We start from the raw sequence: 22966 nt of genomic DNA on the forward strand, positions 1-22966 counted from the left end.
AAAAGTTCGGGTACCGGCTGTTAGCGGCCGGCGAGGGATCCGCCGATGCCGCCGACGCTGAAGTACTTGTTCAGGGTGGCGAAGACGATGATCGGCGGGAGCATCATGATGACCGCGAGGGCCATGACGCCGGACCAGTCGGTCTGGTTTTGCTGGAAGAACGACTGGACGCCCATGGGGAGGGTGAAGATTTCGTTGGAGCGCAGGAACACGATCGCTACGAGGTAGTCGTTCCAGGCCAACAGGAAGGCGAAGATGGCCGTGGACAGGATGCCCGGCAGGGAGTTGCGCAGCACCACCTTCGTGAACGATCCGAAGACCGAGCAGCCGTCGATCCAGGATGCTTCCTCGAGGCTGACCGGGATGGAGTCGAAGTAGGCCGCCATCATCCAGGTGGCGACTGTCATTGTCGAGCCGACGTAGATGATGATCAGTCCCATGAGGTTGTCCACGAGTCCCAGGTTTGCGAACAGGATGAACAGCGGCACCACGGACGTGATGATCGGCAGGGACTGCATGACGAACAGCAGCAGGGAGTAGCCGGAAACGGCCCTGGACCGGCCGCGGGAGAGGACATAGCCGGCAGGTGCGGCTACGGCGACGGCGACGATCACGGTGCTGACGGTGGTGATGAGGCTGTTCTTGAGCCAGGTGGCCGCCAGGGTCTCGGAGAAGACGTTGCTGAGGTTCTCAAAAGTGAGGCCGGTGGCGGTGCTGTTGGGGCCCGGGGTCAGGGCCAGGACCACGGTGACCATGATGGGGACCAGGACGATGGCAGTGATGGCCAGGATCAGGACGAACCGCCACCAGCGTCCGCGCATGCCTGCTTCGGAGAGGACGCGGCGGGATTTCTCGGGTCCTGCGACACCGAGCGCGGGTCCGGATTCGGGGTGGGCGTGGAGTACTGCGCTCATTATTCGACGCTCGACTTTCGGATCTGGCGGTACAGGAAGACCGACACGACGACGAGGGTGAGGGTCATGAGGAAGGCGATGGCAACGCCGGGACCGGTCTGGAAGTCCTGGAAGACCGTGCGGTACGCCAGGACCACGAGGGAGGTAGTGGCGTCCACGGGTCCGCCGCCGGTGAGGAGGTAGATCGTGGGGAAGTCGTTGACGCAGAAGATCGTCATCAGGATCCAGCTGATGTAGGTGGAGCGGGCGATCAGCGGCAGGGTGATCTGGGTGAACTGCTGCCATTTGCTGGCACCGTCCATGCTGGCGGCTTCATACACGGTGGTGTCTACCGAGGCCAGTGCTGCCGAAATCATCATCATCATGAAAGGGAAGCTGACCCAGACCTTGAACACCATGACCATGACCGCGGCCAAGTGGGGGTCCGCCAGGAACAGGGGCGTGCCCAATCCAAGGTTGCGGAAGATGGAGGGGATCAGGCTGTCCGGGGTAGCGACGAGCCAGTTCCAGGCGGTGGAGGAGACCACGATCGGAACCACCCAGGGCAGCAGGAGCAGGACCTTGAAGGTCCCGCCCGCCGGGATTTTGGTGCGCAGCAGCAGGGCCAGGCCAAGGCCAACCAGCCACGAGCCGAAGACGCCGACGATCGTGAACCACAGGGTGAACTGGGCGGCCTTCCAGAAAGCCGGGGAGGTCAGGACATGGCCGAAGTTGTCGGCTCCGACGAAGTTGCCGGTGTCGATCAGGGAGCCGTCGTGGGTGGCCTGGACGCCGGCATAGACCAGCGGGTAGCCGTGAATCAGGACGAGCAGGATGACCGAGGGCAGCAAGAGCCAGAAGAACGTCCGCTTGGTCTGCCCCGAAAGTTTGCTCTTGCGGTTCAGGGACCCGCCGCCGGACCCGCCGGGAGCGAGCCCACGACGGGCCCGGGCGAGGCCGGACTGTGTTGTGGTGGTTGACATGGCGACGGCTTTACTTCTTCATGACGGACTCGAGGCCGGTCTTGAAGGCCGTGAGCGCCGTCTTGGCGTCGGTCTTGCCGGTCAGGATGGTCTGGGTGAACTGGTTGAGTGCCTGGCCGCCGTCGAGGACAGCGAGGTTGGCATTGAGCGAGGTTCCCTGCGCCGCGAAGGTCTTGGCGATGGGCTGCCATTCCTTGACGATCTTGACGTTGTTGGCGTCGCTTGTGAATTCGGGCATCTCCGTGATGGATTTGAATACCGGCAGGGCGTTCATGAGCTTCTGGCGCCACAGCTCCTTGAGCTGTCCCATGTAGTAGGTCAGGAAGGCCTCGGAGGATTCCTGGGACGGGGTGTTCTTGTACATCATGATGTTGTTCGGGAAAACGAGTCCGTGCTTGTCGCCGTGCGGGCCCGCAATCGGGCTGGCAACCATGATGTCGCCGGAGGTGTCGCCGACGCGAGCCGGCACGCCCAGGACATACGGGCCGAAGGCGGCTTTCTTGTCCTTCCACTGCGCGTTGAGGTTGTCCGTCGTGTAACTGACTGCAGCAGGGTCGATGATGCCGTTGGAGACCAGCTCCAGAAGGTACTCCGTGGCTTCCACATTACGGTCGTTCATGACGTCCAGCTGGCCGTCCTTGGTGAAGACGCCACCGCCGTTGTTGACCATCATCATGATCATCGAGTGGTTGCCGATGTTGTTCCCGGCGCCGGATCCGGTGGCGAAGCCGAAGGCGCCGATCTTCTTCAGTGCCTTGCCTGCGTCAAGCAGCGAGGCCCAGTCGGTGGGCAGCGCGACGCCGGCCTGGTCGAAGAGGGACTTGCGGTACCAGAAGACGCGCATGTCCAGCTGCCACGGAACGGCGACGTAGCCCTTGTCGGACTTGAACGGGTCCAGCACGCCGGGCAGGAAGTCGTCGAACTGGCCGTTCTTCTTGAGCGCGTCGATGACCTTGTCCGCGTACGCGATCTGACCCTGCTGGTCGAACTGGAAGGCCTGGAAACCGCCACCGGTGGACACCGCAGGCCCGGTCTTGGACGCGATGGCCGAGGAGAAGGTCTGGTAGAAGTTGTTCCACTGGATGATCTGGTAGCTGGCCTTGCCGTTGCTGCCTGTGGGTACGTAGCTCTCTGCGATCTTCTTCGCGGCATCGTTATAGGCCGGGGTGGCCCACGGCATGTCCCAGAACTTGATGGCGCCGCCGGCGGAGCTCGAGCTGGAACCGCCTCCGCAGGCTGCGAGCAGGGGGACAGCCGCTGCCGCCGCCGTGAGGCCGAGGAAACCCCTGCGGGAGAAATTGCGGCTGGCTTCGGACTGAACATTCATGATTATTCCTTTCGGGACCGCTGCGTGGTCTTCGCGTTCGGTGCGGTCCGGCTCGTCGTCGAGAAGGCTGATGATTGCTTTTGGTGCTGTTTTGCTCGATGGTGCTGGTTGCGTAGTTGAGGAGAAGTGCGGGTTCAGGTCAGGTGCGCTATGGATTCCGTCAGCCGCCCGAAGCCAGCCAGATCGGAGGTGAGAGTACCGGCGTCGAGGTGTTCCTTGAGGCGGCGCCAGGTGGTGCGGTGGGCGGATTCGTAAAGCGTGGGCAGGAGGATTTCTCCTTGGGGCCCGGTGGCCCGGACTTCCGCCGGCCAGGCAGCAAGCGGTTCCGGGACCGCGATGCTGACACCGCCGTCGTCGGTGTAGAGGCGGAAGTCGACGCCGGCGGGCCGGGAGTTGCTCAGTACGCCCTGGATCGAAACCGGAGCGCCGTTGGCGAGGCGCCCGGAAACTGTGTAGCCGTGCGTGCCGCGGCGGAGGACGCGAAGCGCGTCCAGCTGACCGGTGACGCGTACGACGGCGGCGAGATGCTCGGTCAGCAGCCGTTCCGGATCCGTGCCTGCCGCGGCCGTCGCGACCGTGTCCAGCATGGCGGCACGACCAGCTACCGAGCGGACGGCGTCTTCGGCACCGGCCAGACCGGGGTTGGATGCCCAGCGCTGGTCCAGGACAACCGCGACGCCGGCTGCCCCAGCGGCGTTGAGCAGAGCGGCGGTGTTTTCCGGAACCGGGTTGACGACGACGATGCCCGACGCGCCGCCGTCGATCGCCTTGACTGCCTCAGTAGTCCAGCCAGGAGCGCCGTCGATCGCGGATACCCGTGCGGCCTCCCCGATTGCCACCGGGCCGAAGCTCGCCGGAAGCGAAGCGACCGCGAGTGCCACGGCGCCGCTCTCTTCCGCCTGCGGAGTGGCAGTGACGGTGTAATGGGGGCTCATGAGCGGGCTCCTGCATGGCTGTTCGCGTGCTCGGCCGCGGCGATGTCCACTGTGGCGTCGGCGATCGCTATCGCGAAGGTGAGGTCATTGATGAGGCTTTCGGCGGACGGCGGTTGCTTGGTTCCGAGGGCCAGTTGGGCGAGTTCGCGCCATTCGCCCTCATAGCCGTTGTGCTCGAACGGCCCGTACGTTGTGCTTGTGGTGCCGCGGGTGATGGTTGCGACGGCGGAACCCGCCTGCACGTAGGAAGGGGTGAAGTCCACGCGAAGGGCTGCCTCGTCCGAGATCGCCTCGAAGGCCCATTCCGGCTTCCACGTCTTGTTCATCGCTGCCCTGAGCTCGATAATCCGGTCACCGGCTCGCAGGGAGATCACATACCCGAAGGGGCGTACGTGGCGTGCCTGCAAGACCTCCAGGTCTTCGAAATCCGGGGTGAAGCGGCGGATGAGGGGAAGGTCGTGGATGGCGAGTCCCATGATGCCGCCGCGGAGGGCGTTCTTGATGACCTCGACGTCGCTGTAGTCAGGGGTGCCCCCTGCAGGACGCGTGATGATTTCGGTGGCGAAGTCTTCGAAGCGGGCGTTGGGCGGAAGGACGATGGAGGAACGGATGGTGTGGACGTTCTCGGGGAGATCGCCCCATCTGGCTTCGGCTGCGAGCCAGCCTGGATCGAAAGTGTGCATGGCGCCCACGATGATCGGCACGCCGGTCTCCTCGCTGACCGCCGAAATCCGGGCCGCTTCCTCACCGCTCATGGCGAAGGGCTTTTCGCAGAGGACGGCCTTCTTTCCCGCGCGGCACGCAGCGATCACTTGGTCCGCGTGGAACTGGTGGGGGCTGCAGATGGCGACGATGTCGACGTCGGGATCGCCCAGGAGCGCGTCCATGCTGGTGCTGTGGTTGGCGCCGACGCGTGCTGCGACCGATTCGGCAACCGCGGCGTCGACGTCCATGATGTGGCGGACTTCCAGGATGTTCCGGAGCCGGGCCAGGGAAGGAAGATGGATTGCTTGGGTGACCGGGCCGGCGCCAAGGATGCCGACACCGAGGGGCTGTGGTGATCCTAAAGGTGCTGCCTGTGACTGGCTGGACAAGATCAGTTACCTCTTCGTAAACGGAGTCTCTGAGTGTCAGCGTGGCTTTGTGGGCTACGTGACCCTTCTCACAAACAACCTACGACTACTTTTGACGATGAGCAAGCAAAAGTTGAAAATCAGTCGACAATCTTTTGCTGCGTGACACCCATAAGCAATCGTGCTATCACTGATGCATGACCTCAGCACCCGGAAAAGACCCCGGCAAGGACGGCGCCGTACAGGACGCCGGGAGCCTTTCGCGTGCAGGAGACCTGTTTCAGCTTCTTCGCGACGGCCAGGCACGAACCCGCGCCGAACTCGCCCTCACTACCGGACTGGCCCGTTCCACGGTCGCCTCGCGCATCGACGCCCTCATGAATTCGGGACTGGTGGGCCCTGCCGGTGAGGCGAGTTCCAGTGGCGGCAGGCCGCCGTCGCGCTTTGCCTTCAACCCTGCGGCCCGGGTTGTCTTGGCGGTCGACGTCGGAGCGACGCACGTGATCGTCGCGGTCACCGATCTCGGCGGAACAGTCCTGGCCGAGCGGCGCCTCGCGCAGGAAGTCGCAGACGGTCCCGACGTGGTGCTCGGCAGGGTGGTGGCGGCAGGGCGGGAGCTTCTCACCGAAGCCGACCGCAACCTTGAAGACCTTGCCGGGATCGGCATCGGACTGCCCGGCCCCGTGGAACACGACACCGGCAGGCCGATCAAACCGCCGATCATGCCCGGCTGGGACGGATTCGATGTAGTCCGTTACATGCAGCGCTCACTGCCCGTTCCCGTCCTGGTGGACAACGACGTCAACATCATGGCCCTGGGCGAACGCACGGCGTATTGGCCGGACCACGACAATTTGCTCTTCATCAAAATCGCGACGGGCATCGGCGCGGGCATCATCAGCAGCGGTGAACTGCAGCGCGGCGCCAACGGAACGGCCGGGGACCTAGGCCACGTCCGGGTTCCCCGCGGCGACGACGTCCTGTGCCGTTGTGGGAACTATGGCTGCCTTGAAGCACTCGCCTCCGGACCCGCCGTCGCGCGCCAGCTGCAAGCCCAGGGCCTGGCGGCTACCAACGGCGGCGACGTGCTGCGGCTCGTAGCCGAGGGGAACCTCCAGGCCATCCAGGCACTCCGGCAGGCGGGACGCGACGTCGGCGATGTCCTGGCAACCGTGGTCAACCTGCTCAACCCCTCCATGATCGTCATCGGCGGCAGCGTGGGGGAGGCTGGCGAGCACCTCGTGGCCGGCATCCGCGAAGTTGTCTACCGGCGCTCCCTCCCCTTGGCCACCTCGCATCTGCGCATCGGCATCTCGATGGCGGGCGACCAGGCCGCGATCCTCGGTGCGAGCCAGATGGTCACCCAACACGTTTTGTCCCCGGCCGTGATTGAAGCCACGCTCCAAGCAACGGGCTGACGGGCGTCTTATGGCGTTCGGCCGCGGCATGCCGTGATAGCAATGAAGGTGATGCCTACTTTCCCTGCCCTTCACTGCGCCCCATGACCGGCCAATTCCTCGCCAAGGTCCCGCGAGGCTGGCTGATCCTCGCGTGCATAGGCCTCATCGCCCTCAACATGCGGGGACCGTTCGTCGCGGTGGCGCCGGTGGTGGATTCCCTGAAACGGGATCTTGGATTCTCGCCCGTGGAACTCGGGCTGCTGACGGGCATTCCCGTGCTCTGCTTCTCGCTCGCCGCGCCGTTGGCCTCAATGGCCGGACGCAGGCTCGGAGCCGAATTCGCGGTGATGCTCACGCTGGTGGGTGTCCTGGCCGGCGTCGTGATCCGCTCCAGCGGCGGAGGTGTTCCGGTCATGGTGGGCACCGTCCTCATCGGCCTTGCCATCACTATCGGCAACATCGCAGTGCCGCTCATCATCCGCCGGGACTTCGCGCCGCGACGCCAGGCAACCGCGATGGGTGTGTACACGGCTGCGCTGAACATCGGGTCCTTCCTGACTTCGGTGGCCACTGCCCCGCTCGCCGAACTCGTAGGCTGGCGGCTTGCCCTCGCGGCGAGTGCCCTCCTGGCCTTGGCGGCCATCCTGTTCTGGATCCCCACTGTCGGTGCCCGGCAAGCTTTCGTTCCCGCTGCGGTGCCGGCCGCCTCGGGCTCGCGGGGCGGCAAGGCTTCCGGTGTTGGCTGGCTGACCGTTGGCCTGACGCTCGGCTTCGCCGGCCAGGCGTTTTCGTACTACGGCGTGACGGCGTGGCTCCCAAGCTTCCTGGCCGATGAGCTTGGCATGGGCACAGCGCAAGCCGGCGCGGGATCGTCGCTGTTCCAGATTTTCGCGATTGTGGGCGGGCTCGGCGTGCCGCTGCTCGCCCGTTTCGCCAGTACGACGGCGGTGGCGGCCACCTTGGGTGCCTTGTGGCTCACGGTTCCCCTGGGTTTGTTGTTGGCCCCGGGCTGGTGGTGGCTATGGTCGTCCCTCGGTGGAGTAGCGCAGGGTGGCGGCATCACGGTCATCTTCATCGCCATCATCAAGTTCGCCCGCGACCAAGCCTCGGCAGGCAAGATGTCCGCCGTCGTGCAAGGGGTGGGTTACTGCTTCGCGGCCCTGGCGCCAACCATCATCGGCTACGTGCACGGCATCTCCGGCAGCTGGACCGTGCCGCTCCTGGTGATCCTTGGCTCGGTCGCCGCGTTCTGCGTCTGCACCACCCTCTCGGTGCGCTGGGTGGCCCGTCAACGCTAGGTCCGCTCACGACGGTAGGCGAGTCTCGCCGTCGTACCCAACTAACTCGCAGTTGTTGTCGTTATGAGGCTTCAAAACGACAACAACTGCGAGCCAGTTGCTTGGTGCGGGGTTCCGTCGCTGGGCTGCCTCCCCGACCATCGGGGTCACTTGTTGCGAAGAGTGCAGGCAGCCCAGCGGCGGGGGCTTTTGTCTGCTGTTCTAGGCGGCGACGAGTTCTTCCTTGGTCGCTTCCTCGCGGGCTTCGGTGAGGTAGCGGGCGTAGGCCGGGATGGTCAGGAAGGTGGGGAACTCCTCGGCGAGGGTGACTTCTTCGAAGATGCTGCGGGCGTCGTTGAAGCGGTCGTCGTCGAAGCGTTCCAGGCGTGCGAACTCTTCGTCCAGGAGATCGTTGATCCACTCGCGGGTGATGACTTCACCGGTGTCGGTGATGGCGTGGGAGTAGATCCACTGCCAGAGCTGCGAGCGGGAGATCTCCGCCGTGGCTGCGTCTTCCATGAGGTTGTGGATGGCCACGGCACCGTTGCCGCGCAGCCAGGACTCGATGTAGCGGATGCCCACTTCGATGTTGTTCCGGATGCCCGTCTCGGTGATGGTTCCCTCGGTGGAGGCGACGTCGATCAGCGCGCGGTCGTCTGGCGTGACGTCCTCGCGCCAGCGGTCCAGTTGGTTCGGACGCTCGCCGAGTACGCCGTCGAACACTTCGCGGCACACCGGAACCAGATCCGGGTGCGCGACCCAGGAACCGTCGAAACCGTCGCCGGCTTCGCGGGTCTTGTCAGCGCGGACCTTCTCGAACGCTGCCGTGTTGGCAGCCTCGTCCTTGCGGTTCGGGACGGCAGCGGCCATGCCGCCGATCGCCATGGCGCCGCGGCGGTGGCACGCCCGGACGAGTTGCTCGGTGTAGGAGCGCATGAACGGCTGGGTCATGGAGACCTGGGCGCGGTCCGGCAACACGAAGCGGGGGCCGCGGGTGCGGAAGTTCTTGATGACGGAGAAGATGTAGTCCCAGCGGCCGGCGTTCAGTCCCGAAGCGTGATCGCGCAGCTCGTAGAGGATCTCTTCCATTTCGAAGGCCGCGGTGATGGTCTCGATCAGCACCGTGGCGCGGATGGTGCCCTGCGGGATGCCGAGGAGGTCCTGGGCCTGGATGAAGATGTCGTTCCAGAGGCGGGCCTCGAGGCGGTTCTCGATCTTGGGCAGGTAGAAGTACGGGCCCTTGCCCTGTGCGAGCAGGCGGCGGGCGTTGTGGAAGAAGAACAGGCCGAAGTCGACCACGCCACCGGCAACGGGCTTCCCGTCGATGAGCATGTGCTTCTCCGGCAGGTGCCAGCCGCGGGGCCGCACCACGATGGTGGGCAGCTCCTCGGCGGCACGGAGCTTGTATTCCTTGCCTTCCGGTGACGTGAAGTCGATCCGGCGTTCCAGCGCATCGGTGAGGTTCAGCTGGCCCTGGATGACGTTGCGCCAGGTGGGGGTGGAGGAGTCTTCCATGTCGGCCAGCCACACCTTGGCGCCCGAGTTCAGCGCGTTGATGGTCATCTTCCGGTCAACCGGTCCGGTGATTTCCACTCGGCGGTCTTCCAGGCCCGGGGCCGGGGGAGCGACGCGCCAGTTCGGATCGTTGCGGATGTCCGCCGTCTCCGGGAGGAACCGCGGATCCTGTCCGCTCGCGATCTGGCCGCGGCGGGCGTGCCGCGCCTGCATCAGCTCCTGGCGGCGCTCCGCCGTCGCGCGGTGCAGGGTTGCCACGAACTCGAGGGCATCGGGAGTAAGGACCTCGTTCTGCCGGTGAATGGGCTGGGCGGTCAGCGTGATGCCGTTGATCGTGTAATTGTCGGTGAAGCTGTTCATGGGAGTTCTCCTCTTGAGGGTCCCAACTGACTCGCAGTAGGTGTCGTTTTGGGGGCTCAAAACGACACCTACTGCTACCTAGTTGGGGAGTGGGCCCACGGCCGCCGGGTTCCCTCGCGAGCTTGCGAGTGGAGGGGGCGGCTGGGGATTAGTGGAACTGGCCTTCTTCGGTGGATCCCACCAAGGCCAGGGTTGATGCGTTCGGGTTGAGCGCAGTTGCGATGTCGTCGAAGTAGCCGGTGCCGACTTCGCGCTGGTGCTTGGTTGCGGTGTAGCCGCGGGACTCGGAGGCGAATTCCTTTTCCTGGAGTTCGACGTAGGCGCTCATGCCTTCGCGGGCGTAGCCGTGGGCGAGGTCGAACATCGAGTAGTTCAGGGCGTGGAAGCCGGCCAGGGTGATGAACTGGAACGTGAAGCCCATGGCGCCGAGTTCGCGCTGGAACTTCGCGATGGTGGCGTCGTCCAGGTGCTTGCGCCAGTTGAACGACGGCGAGCAGTTGTAGGAGAGCATCTGGTCCGGGAAGTCGGCCTTGACGGACTCGGCGAACTTGCGGGCCAGCTCAAGGTCCGGGGTGCCCGTTTCCATCCAGATGAGGTCGGAGTACGGGGCGTAGGCCTTGGCTCGGGCGATGCAGGGTTCGATGCCGTTGCGGACCTTGTAGAAGCCCTCCGCGGTACGTTCGCCGGTGATGAATTCCTGGTCGCGCTCGTCGACGTCGGAGGTGATCAGCGTTGCTGCCTCGGCGTCGGTGCGGGCGATGATCACCGAGGGCGTGCCCGCGACGTCGGCCGCGAGGCGGGCGGCGTTCAGGGTGCGGACGTGCTGCTGGGTGGGGATCAGCACCTTGCCGCCGAGGTGGCCGCACTTCTTTTCGGACGCGAGCTGGTCTTCCCAGTGCACGCCCGCGGCGCCGGCCTGGATCATGGATTTCATGAGTTCGTAGGCGTTCAGCGGGCCGCCGAAACCGGCTTCGGCGTCGGCGACGATCGGGACCAGCCAGTCCTCGACGGTCTGGATGCCCTCGGAGAATTCGATCTGGTCGGCGCGGAGCAGGGCGTTGTTGATGCGGCGGACAACGGTGGGGACCGAGTTCGCCGGGTACAGCGACTGGTCCGGGTAAGTGTGGCCGGAGTTGTTGGCGTCCGCGGCTACCTGCCAACCGGAAAGGTAGATGGCCCGCAGCCCGGCCTTGACCTGCTGCACGGCCTGGTTACCGGTCAGCGCACCGAGGGCGTTGGTGTAACCGCCAGTGGCAGCCTCCTCGCTGAGCTGCTTCCACAGCTTCTCGGAGCCACGCCTGGCCAGGGTGTGTTCTTCGGAGACGCGGCCGCGGAGGCGGACGACGTCGGTGGCCGAGTAATCGCGGGTGACGCCTTCCCATCGCGGGTTGGCAGCCCATTCGAGCTCCAGTGCGGCGGCCTGCTGAGCGGAGGTGGGCTGCTCTGGTTCAAATGCTGCGGTCATTGTTCTGTCTCCTTTGACGCTACTTTGGCGTGTTGCGGTGTATGTAGCCCCGGCCGGTCTTCGCTGCGCCTTTGCAGTTCAGGCCGGCCGGGGTTTCCGTAGTTCTTACTTTTCAGTACTTCCAAGGGGCTTGCTAGATAAAAAGCATGGAAAGAAACGCACTTCTTCGCGTATCCTCAAGAAATGCCACCTGTGAGCTGGAACCGCGAAGTACCGCCGCCGTCGTCGTCCGCCTCCGACGCCGAACTGGACGTCATCAGCCTCGGCCGCCGCGTGCGGTATCTGCGCAAGCAGGCCGGGCTGACCCTCGACGACGTGAGCGCCGCCGTCGGGACCGCCCCCAGCCAGCTGAGCCTCATCGAGAACGGTAAGCGGGAACCCAAACTGGGCTTGTTGAAGCAGCTTGCCGCGGCTTTGAATGTCGGCATCGAACAGTTGCTCGGAGCGGAACCGCCCAGCCGCCGCGCGGCCCTGGAAATCGAGCTGGAACGGTACCAGCGCGGGCCGTTGTATGAGTCGCTGAACCTGCCGAAAATCCGCGTCAGCTCGCGGCTCCCGCTCGATGTACTGGAGTCGCAAGTGGGCCTTCTGCAGGAGCTTGAGCGCAGGCTCAACGAGCAGGTCGCGACGCCGGAAGAGGCCCGGCGCGCGAACGGTGAATTGCGTGCCATGATGCGTGAGCGCGGCAACTATTTTCCGGAGTACGAGGCCGAAGCGCAGAAGGTCCTCAAAGGGGTTGGGTACACGACCGGTCCCTTGAGCCAGCACGTCATTGCAGACATCGCGGACCACCTCGGATTCACCCTGCACCACGTGGGCGACCTGCCCCATTCCACCCGTTCGGTGACCGATCTTAAGAATCACCGAATTTATCTCACGCAGAGCCAGCGGCAGGACCACGATCCCCGTTCGGTCCTCCTGCAGGCCCTGGGCCACTACGTGCTCGGCCACGAAACGCCCAAGAACTACGGCGACTTCCTTGCGCAGCGCGTCGCGACCAACTACTTCGCCGCGGCGCTCCTCCTGCCCGAACACGCCACCCTGGAGTTCCTCCAAAAGGCGAAAGCCGCCAAGGAGATCGCGGTCGAGGACATCCGCGACGCCTTTGCCGTCTCCTACGAAACCGCGGCGCACCGCTTCACCAACCTCGCCACGAAACACCTGGGCATCACGACGCACTTCCAGAAGACCCACCAGAGCGGCATCATCTACAAGGCCTACGAGAACGACGGCGTGGCCTTCCCCCAGGACCATACCGGCGCCATCGAGGGCCAACCGGCGTGCAAGGCGTGGACTTCGCGTGCCGTATTCGACGTTCCGGACAAGTTCAGCGCCTACAGCCAATACACCGACACCGTCTCCGGCACGTATTGGTGCACGGCCCGAACCGAGCGCTCGGCGGCGGGGGAGTTTTCGCTCAGCATCGGCGTGCCGTACCAGCACGTGAAGTGGTTCCGCGGGAGGGAGACGACGGCGCGGGCTACTTCGACGTGCCCGGACCCGAACTGCTGCAAGCGCCCGCCGGCGTCGTTGGCTTCATCCTGGGCAGGCAACGCCTGGCCGTCCGCCCGGGCCCACTCGCATCTCCTGGCCGCCATGCCGCCGGGCGCGTTCCCCGGCGTCGACGAGACCGAGGTGTACGCGTTTCTGGAGGCGCACTCGGGGTAGTTTCGTGCGAGGCGCGTCACGCTACGCAACTTTTTGGATTCCGGCAGCTTGGACAGCCCCGCTACTTGAGGACCGGGTAGCTCAAGTGCGTGGCGCCAACACCCTCGACGACGGTCGGGTCGCCCAAAGTGACCGGCGCGTTCTCAACCCGATCGAACAACCGGATGCCGGATCCAAGCAGCAGTGGAACCAGGTCGATGCGGATCTCGTCGAGCAGGCCGGCGTCGAGGCACTGCCGAATGGTGTCCGGCCCGTGCATGACGACGATTTTGTCGCCGGCCGCGGCCTTTGCCTGCGCGACAGCGCTTTCCAGACCGTCGGTGACGAAATGGACGGTGGAGTCGGAACGGGGCCACCCCTCGGGCATCCGATGAGTCACGACGTACGCGGGCACGCCGAACGGGTGCTGGCCGCCCCAAGCGTCGGCCCGGTCTGAGGTGCGTCGCCCGGTGAGCATCGCGCCCACATCGCCTATTAGGGCACGCAGGTATTGGGCACTCGCTTCAGAAACATGGAATGTGAAACCCGGGTTGAAGGTAGGGACGTCGACGTCGCCTGCGAAGTACCAGTCGAAGACCTCGTCGACGCCGTCCTCGAGATCCGCCACATAGCCGTCGAGGGACATCGACATGAACGCCACTACCTTGGTCATTACCTTGCTCCTGCGGTTTCGGACGGGTTTGGCCCGGGTCAAACGGACATGGCCCAAGACAAAGCCGCAGCGCGGCGAGGCTCGGAGGGGTCTATCAGCCTGATTCTGTCGACGAGCCGGACGCGGTCGATGAGGGATGACTCGATGAGTGCCAGAACGAACGCGTGGTCCTTGGGGCGTGCCGCAATGAGCTTCGCCGCGCAGAGATCGTAGGGATCCAAGCAAAGCCCGGTGCTGTTCCGGGTCCGCTCATTGCGCACACCGACAAGGCGGTACTCCCAGTCCTCCGGGAGCACCGCGGTCTCCCTTTCGGCTGCCTGGACATAGAAACCGAACTCCTTGTGGAAGGGTGACCACTCACCAAGGGCGGAGTCGATGCTGTCAGCAAGTGTGCCGGCGTCGTCGTCGGAGAACGGGGCGATGTCGACGGCATCCGACATGGTGATGGACGCAGGCAACTGGTCCTCCGTGAAGGATCCCAGAATTGACTGGCTGCCGATCACGATCACCCGGTCGCCGTGGATGATATCCGTAGCGGCCCGGATGGCGTGCTCGAGCTCATCGCGGCGCATGGCTGTACCGTACCCCCGCACCGGCCGATTGTCAGTAGCCGCCCCGCTGCCGCTCGCGCTCAGCCAGGAGCGTTGCTACTTTTTCGATGAGCCCATACGGCATCGGCTTCCCTAGGGGGAACTTCAATGTGCCCTTGGCCGCCCGGAATGGGGCGATTTCCCGCTCAAAGTTCGCGTCGCCGTCGGGCACTGGGTAGACGGAAATGTGGTGCTTCCACGCCGCGAAATACAACACATAGTGGCCGTCGAGCGTGATGGTGGGGATACCGTAACTGATCCTGTCCCCGGCTCCGGGCACCGCTGCCAGGGCCCGCCGTCGAATCTCGTGAAGGATGGGTCGAACCTCGTCTGGACGCGACGCGATGTACTCGTCCACCGTGTCAAAGTGCTCCGCCATGCGCGTCCCTCGTTCCGTCCCAAATCCCGCCGGTCAGCCCGTCTTGGACCAAGCTTGCCTTAGCCCGCGCCGCCCCGCCAGAGGGGGTCGAAGACGTTCCGGGCGACTCCCACGCTCGCTCACGTATGTCGGGTTTTGGCCGGACGCTCGCTCAGGTATGTCGGGTTTTGGCTGGACGCTCGCTCAGGTATGTCGGGTTTTGGCTGGACGCTCGCTCAGGTATGTCGGGTTTTGGCTGGACGCTCGCTCACGTATGTCGGGTTTTGGCTGGACGCTCGCTCACCTGGGGAGATGAGTATCGTGGGCGGTGGCGAGTTTGCCTGACAATTCTCGATTCCTCGATGCGAGAATGGGGGAGGCTCCGCGGTTTTGCAGGCGGGTCCACCACCAGTGCTAATACAGCGGGGCGCCGTGCCAACTCCGGCCGCCTGCGCGAACCACTATGAACGGACAAGCGATGACGTCATCATCAGAATCCCAGACCCTGAGTAAACCCGCGCCGCGCTTCGCGTCGATAGGCTCTCCGTACTTCGGCATCATGCTGGCATGCATGGCGGTCGTGCTGATCCTGTCCAATATTGGCGCTGCCAAAGGCGTCGTCTTCGGTCCGATCATTACCGACGGCGGATTCTTCCTCTTCCCGCTTGCCTACATCCTCGGCGATGTGATGAGCGAGATCTATGGATTCAAGGTTGCCCGCAAAGCGATCGTCACCTCGTTCGCCCTGTCAGCATTCGCGTCGCTCTGCTACTGGATCATCATCGCGCTGCCCGGTTTCAATGACGACTATGGCACCGCCAAACAGGCAGCCATCGAGGGAGCGCTGGGCCCCGTCCCGTTGATCGTCCTAGGTTCGTTGCTGGCGTTTTTCGCCGGTCAGACCATCAACTCGTGGATCCTCGTCAAGATGAAAGCCCGTTCGGGTGAGAGAACCCTCTGGGCCCGGCTCATGGGGTCATCCGGGTTGGGGGAATTCGTGGACACGCTCATCTTCTGCAGCATCGCTGCCTCGGTTATCGGCATCACAGACTTTGGAAGCTTCATCAACTACTTACTGACCGGGTTCCTGTACAAGACCGGTGTCCAATACATCCTTGTGCCCGTGACGTCCTTGGTCATTGGCTGGATCAAGAAGCGCGAGCCAAGCTACTGGGCCTGAGCAGTGAATCCGGGACGCGGGCCGCATATGTGAGCGAGCGTCGGCTCGGGACGCGATATATGTGAGCGGGCGTTGGGTCGGGACGCGATATATGTGAGCGGGCGTTGGGTCGGGACGCGATATATGTGAGCGGGCGTTGGCCCGGGACGCGATATATGTGAGCGGGCGTTGGCTCAGGACGCCATATATGTGAGCGGGCGTTGTTGGCTCAGGTGAACCGCAGGGAAGTCCGGTAGTTTCAGAGGATGAAGCTGGGAAACGCCGTGCTCACGGCCGAGAATCTTGTTGCAGGCTATGGCGAGCATGCAGTGTGCGGGCCGCTCGACGTCGAGGTTTTCTCCGGGCAAGTGCTCGGGATGGTGGGCGAAAACGGTGCCGGCAAGTCCACTCTGCTGCGGACGATGATAGGCGCGCAGGCTGCCATTGAGGGCGATGCCCACGTTCTTGGCTTGATGCCGGACGACCGCTCGGCCCTCTTTCGCAGCAAGGTCTCGGTCCTGCTGGACGAGGATGCCTACTTTGATTCACTCACGGTCCGCGAGCACCTTTCCTTGGTGGCCCGGGGGCATGGCCTCGCCAACCCCGATGCTGCCGTAGAGGGAGAGATCGGCTTCTTCGAGCTCCAAACGGTGGCGGATGCGTTTCCCGATCAGCTTTCCTCGGGACAGCGCCGCAAGCTCCTGCTGGCCTCGGCATTTATCCGCCCCTTCGAGCTGCTGGTCCTGGACGAACCGGAGCAGCGGCTCGATACCCGCATGCGCGGCCTGCTCGCGCAGCGGATCGCGCGGACTGCCAAGAAGAGTGCCGCCGTCGTCATGGTCACTCACGATGCGGACGTCGCCCAAGCGGCGTGTACCCGGGCGGTAATAGTAGACGACGGCGGGGCACGCGTGGTTAGCACCGACGAGGCTGTGGCGAGGATCCGCAGGTGAGCATGTCTACTGCTGCCGTAGCGCAGCCGGAGTTCGTGGACTTCGACCCCGAGAGTGCCACGCGCAAGGTCATCCGCCCGCGCGGCCAGTCCTTGCTTTCCAGGCTCAACGAGCTATACATCCAGTTCCTGACGTTCGGCGTCGGCTTGATCTATGCGACAGGCCTCCTCAATGGGCTCACTGCCGCAGCGGAGCATGGCTTCGGCGGTCACCTGATTTCGGCTGGCTACGGTGTCGTCTCTGTTGAATACGGCCTAGTGGCCGGGTTCGGGCTCTTGGGCCTCGCGGCCTATTGGGTGGCGGGCAGGCTCGGGCCACTGGCCATCACGGCGAATCAGCGGCACTGGTGGTACTCGCTGGCTATCAACCGCGAGCCGCTTCTAGCCCGAGGCTTGCGCCGCGCAGTCTGGGCTGCCGCCGTTGTCGGGGCCCTCACCACAATTCCGGTAGCAGTCATCAGCGGCTCGAACGCGGTGGTGTTTGCCGGACGGGTCCTGGCAGGGGCACTGACAGGCGCGGCTATCCTCGCGCTGGCCGCGTTCGCCCAGACCCGCTTGGCAGCGCCGGGCCGGCCGCAGACGCCCGCCCGGCCGCAAGGCCGGGCAACCTCGTGGCTGTTGGCTGCCGCTTCGGCCGCACTCGGAGCAATGCTTTTCGGGACGCTGCAAGGAAACTGGGTCTTCGCCGTCGCCCCTGCAGTCGCTTTGATGGCCGCGGCGCTCGCCATGCGAAACAAGCTCTCCAGCGTCCGCACGACATCGCTGCTCAAGGCAGGGTCCGCGAGGGGACATGTCCAAGCTGCGCTCACACTAATGGACACGGGGGAGCTCAGTGCCTCGCTTTCCAGCGGCGGCAAACGGAGCCGGGTGAAGCTCCCGGGGACGCCGCGCACGGCAGCGGGCGCGCTCTTTCACGCGGAGGCAACCGTGCTCGCTCGACAACCCGCCCGGCTGTGGCGCTGGGGCCTGGGCCTCGCCGTCGTTCCCTTGACCGGGCTGGTCCGGACGTTCGATTCACCTATCATCCTGCTTCCTCTGCTGCTTGCCGCAGCGATATTCTCTTCCACCGCGGCGGCCGGGCCGCTTTGGCAGTTGCGCATGGCTCCCAGCCTCGACGCCCTCCTGCCGATCTCCAGGACGGCCTCGCGCTGGGTCCACGTCGCGCTGCCGGTCATGCTGATGGGTTTGTGGACGACGGCGGCTGCCGGATTCTTCGTGCTGGCGGGCGGCTTCCGGGTGGAGCTCCTCGTCCTAGGCGCGGCGGCGGGCGGTGGTTTGGGCGCGGGGATGCTGCGACGAGCCTTCCGCCAGCAGGAAGACCTGACCAAGCTGGTGTACCTGATGCAGCTTGGACGGAGCGGACCCGCCATGCTGGGAACCAGGATCCGAGGCTACGTTCTGTGCCTCTTCGCCCTGGTCCCTTTGGCTTTGGGCATGCTGTTCAACGCCCCGGAGCTGCTGGTCACGCCCGCCGTCGTGCTCAACGTGGTGCTCCTGGTGATCGGAGTGACGACCGCGGACCGCCCCTGATGTGGTTCCAGGCGCGAGGGCACGGTTCCAGCGATCTCGACGGCGGGAAGCGACCGAGACCTACGAGTAGTACTGCCCTAAGGTCTCGGCCTTGAACTCGAAAAAGTCCCCGGATTCGATGGCCAAGCGGGCGTCGTCCACCATCTTCACCACGAAGCGCTCGTTGTGGATGGAGATGAGCGTATGCGAGAGCAATTCATGCGCCTTGTACAGGTGGTGGATATACGCGCGCGAATAGTTGGCGCAGGTGTAGCAGTCGCAACCATCCTGCAAGGGTCCGAAATCCGATTTGTAGCGCGCCCCGGACAGGTTGTACCGACCGGACGGAGTGTAGAACGCCGAGTTGCGGGCCACGCGGGTGGGGGAGACGCAATCGAAGGTGTCGGCGCCGTTTTCGATGGACGTGAAGATGTCGTCCGGCTCGGAGATGCCCAGGAGGTGGCGGGGCTTGTCCTCGGGAAGTTCCTCGTTGCACCAACGCACAATGGTGCCGAGGTTCTCCTTCTCCAAGGCACCGCCGATGCCGAAACCGTCAAACGGCATGCCGCCAAGGTCCCGGCAGGCCTTACGGCGAAGGTCCTCGTACTGCGCACCCTGGATGACGCCGAATAGGGCTTGGTAGGGTTTGCCCACCCGGGAAGCTGTCAACCGCTCATGCTCCACCACGCAGCGCTCAGCCCAGCGACGCGTCCGCTCCAGGGATTCCTCTTGGTAGCCGCGCGAGTTCTGCAGCGTGGTCAGCTCGTCGAAGGCGAACATGATGTCGGCGCCGATCTGGTGTTGCACCCGCATGGAGATCTCCGGGGAGAAACGGTGCCGGTCCCCGTTCAAGTGCGACTTGAACCAGACGCCGTCCTCGTCCACGTGGGCCAGCCTCTCCTTGCCCGGGGCCACGGCGTCGTCAGGCCCGGACGCATCCACGGAGGTCATGTCGATGACCTTCTTGAACCCCGAGCCGAGGCTCATCACCTGGAATCCACCAGAGTCCGTGAACGTCGGCCCGTCCCAGTTCATGAACGCGCCGAGTCCGCCCGCCGCGTCCAGAATCTCCGGTCCAGGCTGCAGATATAGGTGGTAGGCGTTGGCCAGCAAAGCCTGCGCGCCGAGCTCCTTCATGGATTCGGGCAGCACGGCTTTGACCGTGGCTTTGGTCCCGACGGCGATGAACGCGGGCGTCTGGATCTGGCCGTGCGGTGTGGTGATGGTACCGGTGCGGCCCAGGAACTCCCCGCGCTTGCCGCCGCCGTGGCGGCTGTCGCCGTCGGCGTTCAAAGGGCCCGACGACGGCGGGCGCGTTTCGCTGAGCCGCGTACCTACCTCGAAGGAAAATGCGGACTGAAGGGCAGCCCCGAGCGCGGAAGGATCGGACTTGGAGTTAGACCCGGAAGCAGGCAGTGAAGAATCGGCTGGCACCGTTACAGTCTGCCAGCCCCGGAGCGTGAATCGTCAGTGCGAATGCACCTCTGTGGGGTAGTTCTCAGCCTTCCAGCCGTCCCAGTGGGAGCGGATCGAGTCCAGACTGGCCGCGCCCAGGTCGTAGGTCGAAGCGATCACGATAGTGCCGCCGTCGGGCCTCTTCTCCGGAATCACCGGCTGGTCAGCCACAATCAGCAGCCCATCCCCGTGTTCCGCATAACCGTGAACGGTGAGGCCAACCTGGTGGTTGCTCCGGAACCAGACCTTGCCGGAAAGGGCCTCGCCTGTGGGGAGCGTGAGTGAGTATTCCTCCCCGGGAGCCGGGACGTTGGCCAGGCCAAGTTTCTGGATCCCGGAGCCGCTACCGCCGGGCAGGGAGACAAAATGCGTACGCCGGTGCCCGTGTGGATGGCGTTCCAGGGCGAATCGGAGCTGGTGCAGGAAGGTCAGCCAGCCTTGGGTGATGTCCTCGTCCCACGCGGCCCATTCGGAATCGTGGTCCAAGGCGGCCCGCGTCACGCGGACTTCGGTGCCTCCGCTGACCGGGGTCAGTTCGAAGACGTCCCCGCCGTTCACCGTGAGGCTTGTGTGGTCAGGCCCCTCGACCACGGCGGTGCTGAAGTAGATCTGGTTGATTTCGTCGGCAAGCTCGTCGGCCTCCCAGCCGTGCCATTGAGCCACGAGCGACGGTTCGCGCAGCGAAGTCCAAACTTGCTGCGCGTCGGCATTAACAACAACGCTCAGATTGTTCGTCATGGCCCGAATCTACCGCCCTTGGCGCGAACGCGACAGGTCTTGCGAAATCCTCCGATAGCGCCTAGGCCCGCACGGCCTCGAGTTCGTTCGCGATCCGGTGATCGAGTTCACCTACGCCAAGGGTGTTCGAGCCGCCGTGCGAACGGAGGAACAGCAGGGTTTCGAGCCGGAGCAGCCGCCATTCACGCTCGGCATCGCGGTTGCCGTTGTCGATGGAGCGGAAGATTTCCTTGTCGTACAGGTTCGGTTCGTTGAGCCCGCGCTGCCGGACCTTGGCGGCGATCCGGGCCTTGAACGGGTCTGTCTCCACGGTGTCCGGCGCTTGCAGGAGTTGATCGTAGACTTCCGCGCGTTCCGTTTGGCCGAGCTCGCGGCAAATGAAGCTGGAAAGTGCGAGGGAACGTTCAACGGACATCCACCGGTCGCGGTTTCCGTCGTAGGGGAGCACGTTGAGAATATCGGCCACCGCGAGGGCGTGGTCCGGATCCCGCAGTTCGATGAAAACATCGTGGGCCAGGTCGCTCAGATCCCGCAGGCAGCTTCCCGACTTCGTGTTGATGCCCTTGATGAGGCGTTCGCTCAGTACCGCGACGCCGTTCCTGCCCGGGTGCGCTTCGGCAGCGGCGGCCACGACGTCCTCCGGCGAGTCGGTCGGTTCCGGGATCAGCGCGAGCTGCTCGGGGTCCGGCCCCGCAGGCCGGCTGACAGTCGGTGCCACCGGAGGCAAGGGAGGTACGACGACGGCTGGAACGGCTTCCGCGGGTGAGTCACCGGCGTCGGAGGTACCGGCGTCGGGCGCGTCGCCGGAAACCGGCTCCGCAAGCGTGGCCGGATCTTCCGTGGGCAGCGCGTGGTCGTCGGGAACGACAGCTGCTTCGCCCACCGGGACGCTGGACCCGATCGCGATCCGCACTTTTCCGCCGTCGAGCGTGGTCACCAGAATGAGTGCGGGCACGCCGAAATCGTCGTGTTCGAGCTCGACGTGCGTGATTTCCTCCGCGGGACCCTCCCCAGGGAGGAACAGGTAGTCCCCGATTTGCAGGGCCCCAGCCTGCTTTTCACGGTACTGCTGGCCGGCCGGGCTGTGAGTCATCGGAAGTCCTTTGGTTCTCTTGGGGTCCGCCCAACAGTCTATAAAACCCACCCGACAAATCGGGGAGGTGGCTACTGCCCGCGCTGCCGCTACTGTCCGACGCCGGCAAAAGCCAAGGCCTGGCGTACCAGATTGCCTCGACCGCCGCTGAATTCCTGCTGGACGTCGTCGCTGAGGATTTCCTGCGGCGTCATCCACGTCAGCTCGAGGGCGTCCTGGCGCGGTTCGCACTCGCCCGTCACGGGGATGACATAGACCAGGGACACTGCGTGCTGGCGGTCGTCCGTGAAGCCGGTCTGCGACGGCGCCGGGAAGTATTCGGCCACCGTGAACGGCACGGGACTGACGGGCAACTGGGGGAAGGCCAGGGGCCCGAGGTCCTTTTCCATGTGCCGCAAAAGCGCGGCCCGGATGGTTTCGCGGTACAGCACGCGGCCGGACACGAAGGATCGGACCATGGTGCCGTCGGCGTCGCCCTGGAGCAGGGTACCTACCTCGTTGACGAATCCGAGTGGATCCAGGCGCACGGGAACCGCCTCCACGTAAACCATGGGGAGGCGGCCGCGGGCTTCGAAGAGGTCTTCATCGGAAAGCCAACCGGAGTACGGGTCAGGGGTACGAACACTCATGGTTAAGTTCTACCCCATCCCATGCAGTTCCATGCCGTACGAATCAGACAGCCAGGATTGCGTCGAGCCCAAACCCCGGAACGCTCGCTCACCTATATCGCCCATTCGGGCGACGCTCGCTCACGTATGTGGCCAAAATCGGGATCCCGCGCTCAGATGAGGTGAGCGGGCGTTTCGGGAAAGGCCAGTATTGGTGAGCGGGCGTTTCGAGAAAGGCCGATATATATGAGCGGGCGTTTCGGGAAGCGCCCATATAGGTGAGCGAGGGTTGGGCATGTAGTGCGTGGGCTTTCGTCACAGCCTAGCTGGCACCAGAATGGGGCCATGGCTGTTGAACTTGAAGAATTGATCGTCAAAGACGCTGCCGAGTGGCGGTCCTGGCTCGAAGAGAACGGCGCCGATAGCCCTGGCGTGTGGCTCGTGCTGCACAAGAAGGGCGGCAACGTGACGGAACTCGATTACGCCGCTGCCTTGGATGAGGCCCTTTGTTTCGGTTGGATCGACGGCCAAGGCAGAAGGCGCGACGACGAAAGCGTCTTCCAGCGTATGACCCGGCGCGGCCCCAAAAGCCCATGGTCCAAAAGGAACGTGGGGCACATTGCCCGTTTGGAAGCTGAAGGCAAGATGACCCCGGCCGGATGGGCCGCCGTCGACAGCGCCAAAGCGGACGGGCGTTGGGAAGCCGCCTACGTGGGCCAAGCGGACGCGGAAGTCCCGGAGGACCTCGCGGCCGCCATCGCCGCAGTTCCCGCGGCCCAGGCGATGTTCGATGTGCTGACCGCGGTCAACCGCTATTCCCTGATCTACCGCACCAACTCTGTGAAGAAGGCGGAAACGCGGGCCAGGAAGATCGCTGGCTTTGTCGAGATGTTGGCCCGGCAGGAGACACCGTATCCGCAGAAGAAAAGGCCCGCGGTGGCAGAGTAACCGCGGGG

General features: G+C 64.6%; 21 protein-coding genes. 7 read left to right on the forward strand and 14 right to left on the reverse strand.

Features of this window, described 5'->3' with window-relative positions; translation table 11 throughout:
- Positions 1-20: 20 nt before the first annotated feature.
- The 5 genes from ACSKT0_RS02025 to ACSKT0_RS02045 form a co-directional block, all read right to left on the reverse strand.
- Entirely contained in the window at positions 21-914 is an 894-nt protein-coding gene (locus tag ACSKT0_RS02025; RefSeq protein WP_345451599.1) for a carbohydrate ABC transporter permease, read from the reverse strand.
- Positions 914-1876, reverse strand: coding sequence for a carbohydrate ABC transporter permease (locus tag ACSKT0_RS02030; protein WP_437772274.1), 963 nt, complete (start codon positions 1874-1876; stop codon positions 914-916). Before ACSKT0_RS02030 ends, ACSKT0_RS02025 begins: the two co-directional genes overlap by 1 nt.
- 10 nt (positions 1877-1886) lie before the next feature.
- Complete coding sequence (locus ACSKT0_RS02035) at positions 1887-3203, reverse strand: ABC transporter substrate-binding protein (protein WP_437772275.1); 1317 nt, start codon at positions 3201-3203, stop codon at positions 1887-1889.
- A 134-nt stretch (positions 3204-3337) separates the two neighbouring features.
- Complete coding sequence (locus ACSKT0_RS02040) at positions 3338-4138, reverse strand: hypothetical protein (RefSeq protein WP_437772276.1); 801 nt, start codon at positions 4136-4138, stop codon at positions 3338-3340.
- Positions 4135-5232 (reverse strand): Gfo/Idh/MocA family protein, encoded by a 1098-nt coding sequence (locus tag ACSKT0_RS02045; protein ID WP_437772277.1) that lies wholly within the window; start codon positions 5230-5232, stop codon positions 4135-4137. The genes ACSKT0_RS02040 and ACSKT0_RS02045 overlap by 4 nt, the downstream gene beginning before the upstream one ends.
- A gap of 176 nt (positions 5233-5408) precedes the next feature.
- On the opposite strand from ACSKT0_RS02045, the gene ACSKT0_RS02050 reads away from it, so the two are divergent.
- Positions 5409-6629: an ROK family transcriptional regulator gene (locus ACSKT0_RS02050; protein ID WP_437772278.1), complete on the forward strand. Its 1221-nt coding sequence runs from the start codon at positions 5409-5411 to the stop codon at positions 6627-6629.
- An 83-nt stretch (positions 6630-6712) separates the two neighbouring features.
- Positions 6713-7909: an MFS transporter gene (locus ACSKT0_RS02055; protein WP_437772279.1), complete on the forward strand. Its 1197-nt coding sequence runs from the start codon at positions 6713-6715 to the stop codon at positions 7907-7909.
- Between the two features lie 201 nt (positions 7910-8110).
- Here the strand turns inward: ACSKT0_RS02055 and aceB are convergent, their stop codons facing one another.
- Both aceB and aceA read right to left on the reverse strand, forming a co-directional pair.
- A complete protein-coding gene (aceB, locus tag ACSKT0_RS02060; protein WP_437772280.1) occupies positions 8111-9763 on the reverse strand; it encodes a malate synthase A in 1653 nt (550 codons plus the stop codon).
- A gap of 148 nt (positions 9764-9911) precedes the next feature.
- Positions 9912-11228 carry an isocitrate lyase gene (gene aceA / locus ACSKT0_RS02065; RefSeq protein ID WP_437772281.1) on the reverse strand — a complete coding sequence of 439 codons (1317 nt, stop codon included), beginning with the start codon at positions 11226-11228 and terminating at the stop codon, positions 9912-9914.
- A gap of 183 nt (positions 11229-11411) precedes the next feature.
- Between aceA and ACSKT0_RS02070 the strand changes: the two genes are divergently transcribed.
- The gene (locus ACSKT0_RS02070; protein WP_437772282.1) at positions 11412-12896 is read left to right on the forward strand and encodes a helix-turn-helix domain-containing protein; all 1485 of its coding nucleotides are present in this window, start codon (positions 11412-11414) and stop codon (positions 12894-12896) included.
- A 61-nt stretch (positions 12897-12957) separates the two neighbouring features.
- On the opposite strand, the gene ACSKT0_RS02075 is transcribed toward ACSKT0_RS02070, so the two are convergent.
- The 3 genes from ACSKT0_RS02075 to ACSKT0_RS02085 are packed head-to-tail and all read right to left on the reverse strand — an operon-like array spanning position 12958 to position 14517.
- Complete coding sequence (locus tag ACSKT0_RS02075; protein WP_437772283.1) at positions 12958-13548, reverse strand: dihydrofolate reductase family protein; 591 nt, start codon at positions 13546-13548, stop codon at positions 12958-12960.
- A 38-nt stretch (positions 13549-13586) separates the two neighbouring features.
- Complete coding sequence (locus tag ACSKT0_RS02080) at positions 13587-14141, reverse strand: DUF6036 family nucleotidyltransferase (RefSeq protein ID WP_437772284.1); 555 nt, start codon at positions 14139-14141, stop codon at positions 13587-13589.
- A gap of 10 nt (positions 14142-14151) precedes the next feature.
- Positions 14152-14517 (reverse strand): iron chaperone, encoded by a 366-nt coding sequence (locus ACSKT0_RS02085; protein WP_437772285.1) that lies wholly within the window; start codon positions 14515-14517, stop codon positions 14152-14154.
- Between the two features lie 457 nt (positions 14518-14974).
- Between ACSKT0_RS02085 and ACSKT0_RS02090 the strand changes: the two genes are divergently transcribed.
- The 3 genes from ACSKT0_RS02090 (at position 14975) to ACSKT0_RS02100 (ending at position 18137) form a co-directional block, all read left to right on the forward strand.
- Positions 14975-15676, forward strand: a complete 702-nt coding sequence (locus tag ACSKT0_RS02090) for a queuosine precursor transporter (protein ID WP_437772286.1) — start codon at positions 14975-14977, stop codon at positions 15674-15676.
- 245 nt (positions 15677-15921) lie between these two features.
- The gene (locus ACSKT0_RS02095; protein ID WP_437772287.1) at positions 15922-16608 is read left to right on the forward strand and encodes an ABC transporter ATP-binding protein; all 687 of its coding nucleotides are present in this window, start codon (positions 15922-15924) and stop codon (positions 16606-16608) included.
- 2 nt (positions 16609-16610) lie between these two features.
- On the forward strand, positions 16611-18137 hold the full coding sequence (locus ACSKT0_RS02100; RefSeq protein WP_437772288.1) for a DUF6297 family protein: 1527 nt from the start codon (positions 16611-16613) through the stop codon (positions 18135-18137).
- A gap of 60 nt (positions 18138-18197) precedes the next feature.
- On the opposite strand, the gene tgt is transcribed toward ACSKT0_RS02100, so the two are convergent.
- The 4 genes from tgt to ACSKT0_RS02120 all read right to left on the reverse strand — a co-directional run bounded on the left by tgt (position 18198) and on the right by ACSKT0_RS02120 (position 22031).
- Complete coding sequence (gene tgt / locus ACSKT0_RS02105; protein WP_437773949.1) at positions 18198-19532, reverse strand: tRNA guanosine(34) transglycosylase Tgt; 1335 nt, start codon at positions 19530-19532, stop codon at positions 18198-18200.
- A 51-nt stretch (positions 19533-19583) separates the two neighbouring features.
- Positions 19584-20309 carry an SRPBCC domain-containing protein gene (locus tag ACSKT0_RS02110; protein ID WP_437772289.1) on the reverse strand — a complete coding sequence of 242 codons (726 nt, stop codon included), beginning with the start codon at positions 20307-20309 and terminating at the stop codon, positions 19584-19586.
- A gap of 61 nt (positions 20310-20370) precedes the next feature.
- A complete protein-coding gene (locus tag ACSKT0_RS02115) occupies positions 20371-21402 on the reverse strand; it encodes a DUF6707 family protein (RefSeq protein WP_437772290.1) in 1032 nt (343 codons plus the stop codon).
- A gap of 89 nt (positions 21403-21491) precedes the next feature.
- Complete coding sequence (locus ACSKT0_RS02120; RefSeq protein ID WP_059388553.1) at positions 21492-22031, reverse strand: NUDIX hydrolase family protein; 540 nt, start codon at positions 22029-22031, stop codon at positions 21492-21494.
- Between the two features lie 324 nt (positions 22032-22355).
- Here ACSKT0_RS02120 and ACSKT0_RS02125 point away from each other — a divergent pair, with 324 nt between their 5' ends.
- A complete protein-coding gene (locus tag ACSKT0_RS02125; protein WP_437772291.1) occupies positions 22356-22958 on the forward strand; it encodes a YdeI/OmpD-associated family protein in 603 nt (200 codons plus the stop codon).
- Positions 22959-22966 lie beyond the last annotated feature (8 nt).

It is taken from the genome of Arthrobacter sp. KNU40 (assembly GCF_051515115.1).
Lineage (GTDB): Bacteria > Actinomycetota > Actinomycetes > Actinomycetales > Micrococcaceae > Arthrobacter.

Bases quoted from the DNA above. Each gene is read 5' to 3' on its own strand.
- ACSKT0_RS02025 (WP_345451599.1), bottom strand. From the start codon at position 914: ATGAGCGCAGTACTCCACGCCCACCCCGAATCCGGACCCGCGCTCGGT.
- ACSKT0_RS02030 (WP_437772274.1), bottom strand. From the start codon at position 1,876: ATGTCAACCACCACAACACAGTCCGGCCTCGCCCGGGCCCGTCGTGGG.
- ACSKT0_RS02035 (WP_437772275.1), bottom strand. From the start codon at position 3,203: ATGAATGTTCAGTCCGAAGCCAGCCGCAATTTCTCCCGCAGGGGTTTC.
- ACSKT0_RS02040 (WP_437772276.1), bottom strand. From the start codon at position 4,138: ATGAGCCCCCATTACACCGTCACTGCCACTCCGCAGGCGGAAGAGAGC.
- ACSKT0_RS02050 (WP_437772278.1), top strand. From the start codon at position 5,409: ATGACCTCAGCACCCGGAAAAGACCCCGGCAAGGACGGCGCCGTACAG.
- ACSKT0_RS02055 (WP_437772279.1), top strand. From the start codon at position 6,713: ATGACCGGCCAATTCCTCGCCAAGGTCCCGCGAGGCTGGCTGATCCTC.
- aceB (WP_437772280.1), bottom strand. From the start codon at position 9,763: ATGAACAGCTTCACCGACAATTACACGATCAACGGCATCACGCTGACC.
- aceA (WP_437772281.1), bottom strand. From the start codon at position 11,228: ATGACCGCAGCATTTGAACCAGAGCAGCCCACCTCCGCTCAGCAGGCC.
- ACSKT0_RS02070 (WP_437772282.1), top strand. From the start codon at position 11,412: ATGCCACCTGTGAGCTGGAACCGCGAAGTACCGCCGCCGTCGTCGTCC.
- ACSKT0_RS02075 (WP_437772283.1), bottom strand. From the start codon at position 13,548: ATGACCAAGGTAGTGGCGTTCATGTCGATGTCCCTCGACGGCTATGTG.
- ACSKT0_RS02085 (WP_437772285.1), bottom strand. From the start codon at position 14,517: ATGGCGGAGCACTTTGACACGGTGGACGAGTACATCGCGTCGCGTCCA.
- ACSKT0_RS02090 (WP_437772286.1), top strand. From the start codon at position 14,975: ATGACGTCATCATCAGAATCCCAGACCCTGAGTAAACCCGCGCCGCGC.
- ACSKT0_RS02095 (WP_437772287.1), top strand. From the start codon at position 15,922: ATGAAGCTGGGAAACGCCGTGCTCACGGCCGAGAATCTTGTTGCAGGC.
- ACSKT0_RS02100 (WP_437772288.1), top strand. From the start codon at position 16,611: ATGTCTACTGCTGCCGTAGCGCAGCCGGAGTTCGTGGACTTCGACCCC.
- ACSKT0_RS02110 (WP_437772289.1), bottom strand. From the start codon at position 20,309: ATGACGAACAATCTGAGCGTTGTTGTTAATGCCGACGCGCAGCAAGTT.
- ACSKT0_RS02115 (WP_437772290.1), bottom strand. From the start codon at position 21,402: ATGACTCACAGCCCGGCCGGCCAGCAGTACCGTGAAAAGCAGGCTGGG.
- ACSKT0_RS02120 (WP_059388553.1), bottom strand. From the start codon at position 22,031: ATGAGTGTTCGTACCCCTGACCCGTACTCCGGTTGGCTTTCCGATGAA.
- ACSKT0_RS02125 (WP_437772291.1), top strand. From the start codon at position 22,356: ATGGCTGTTGAACTTGAAGAATTGATCGTCAAAGACGCTGCCGAGTGG.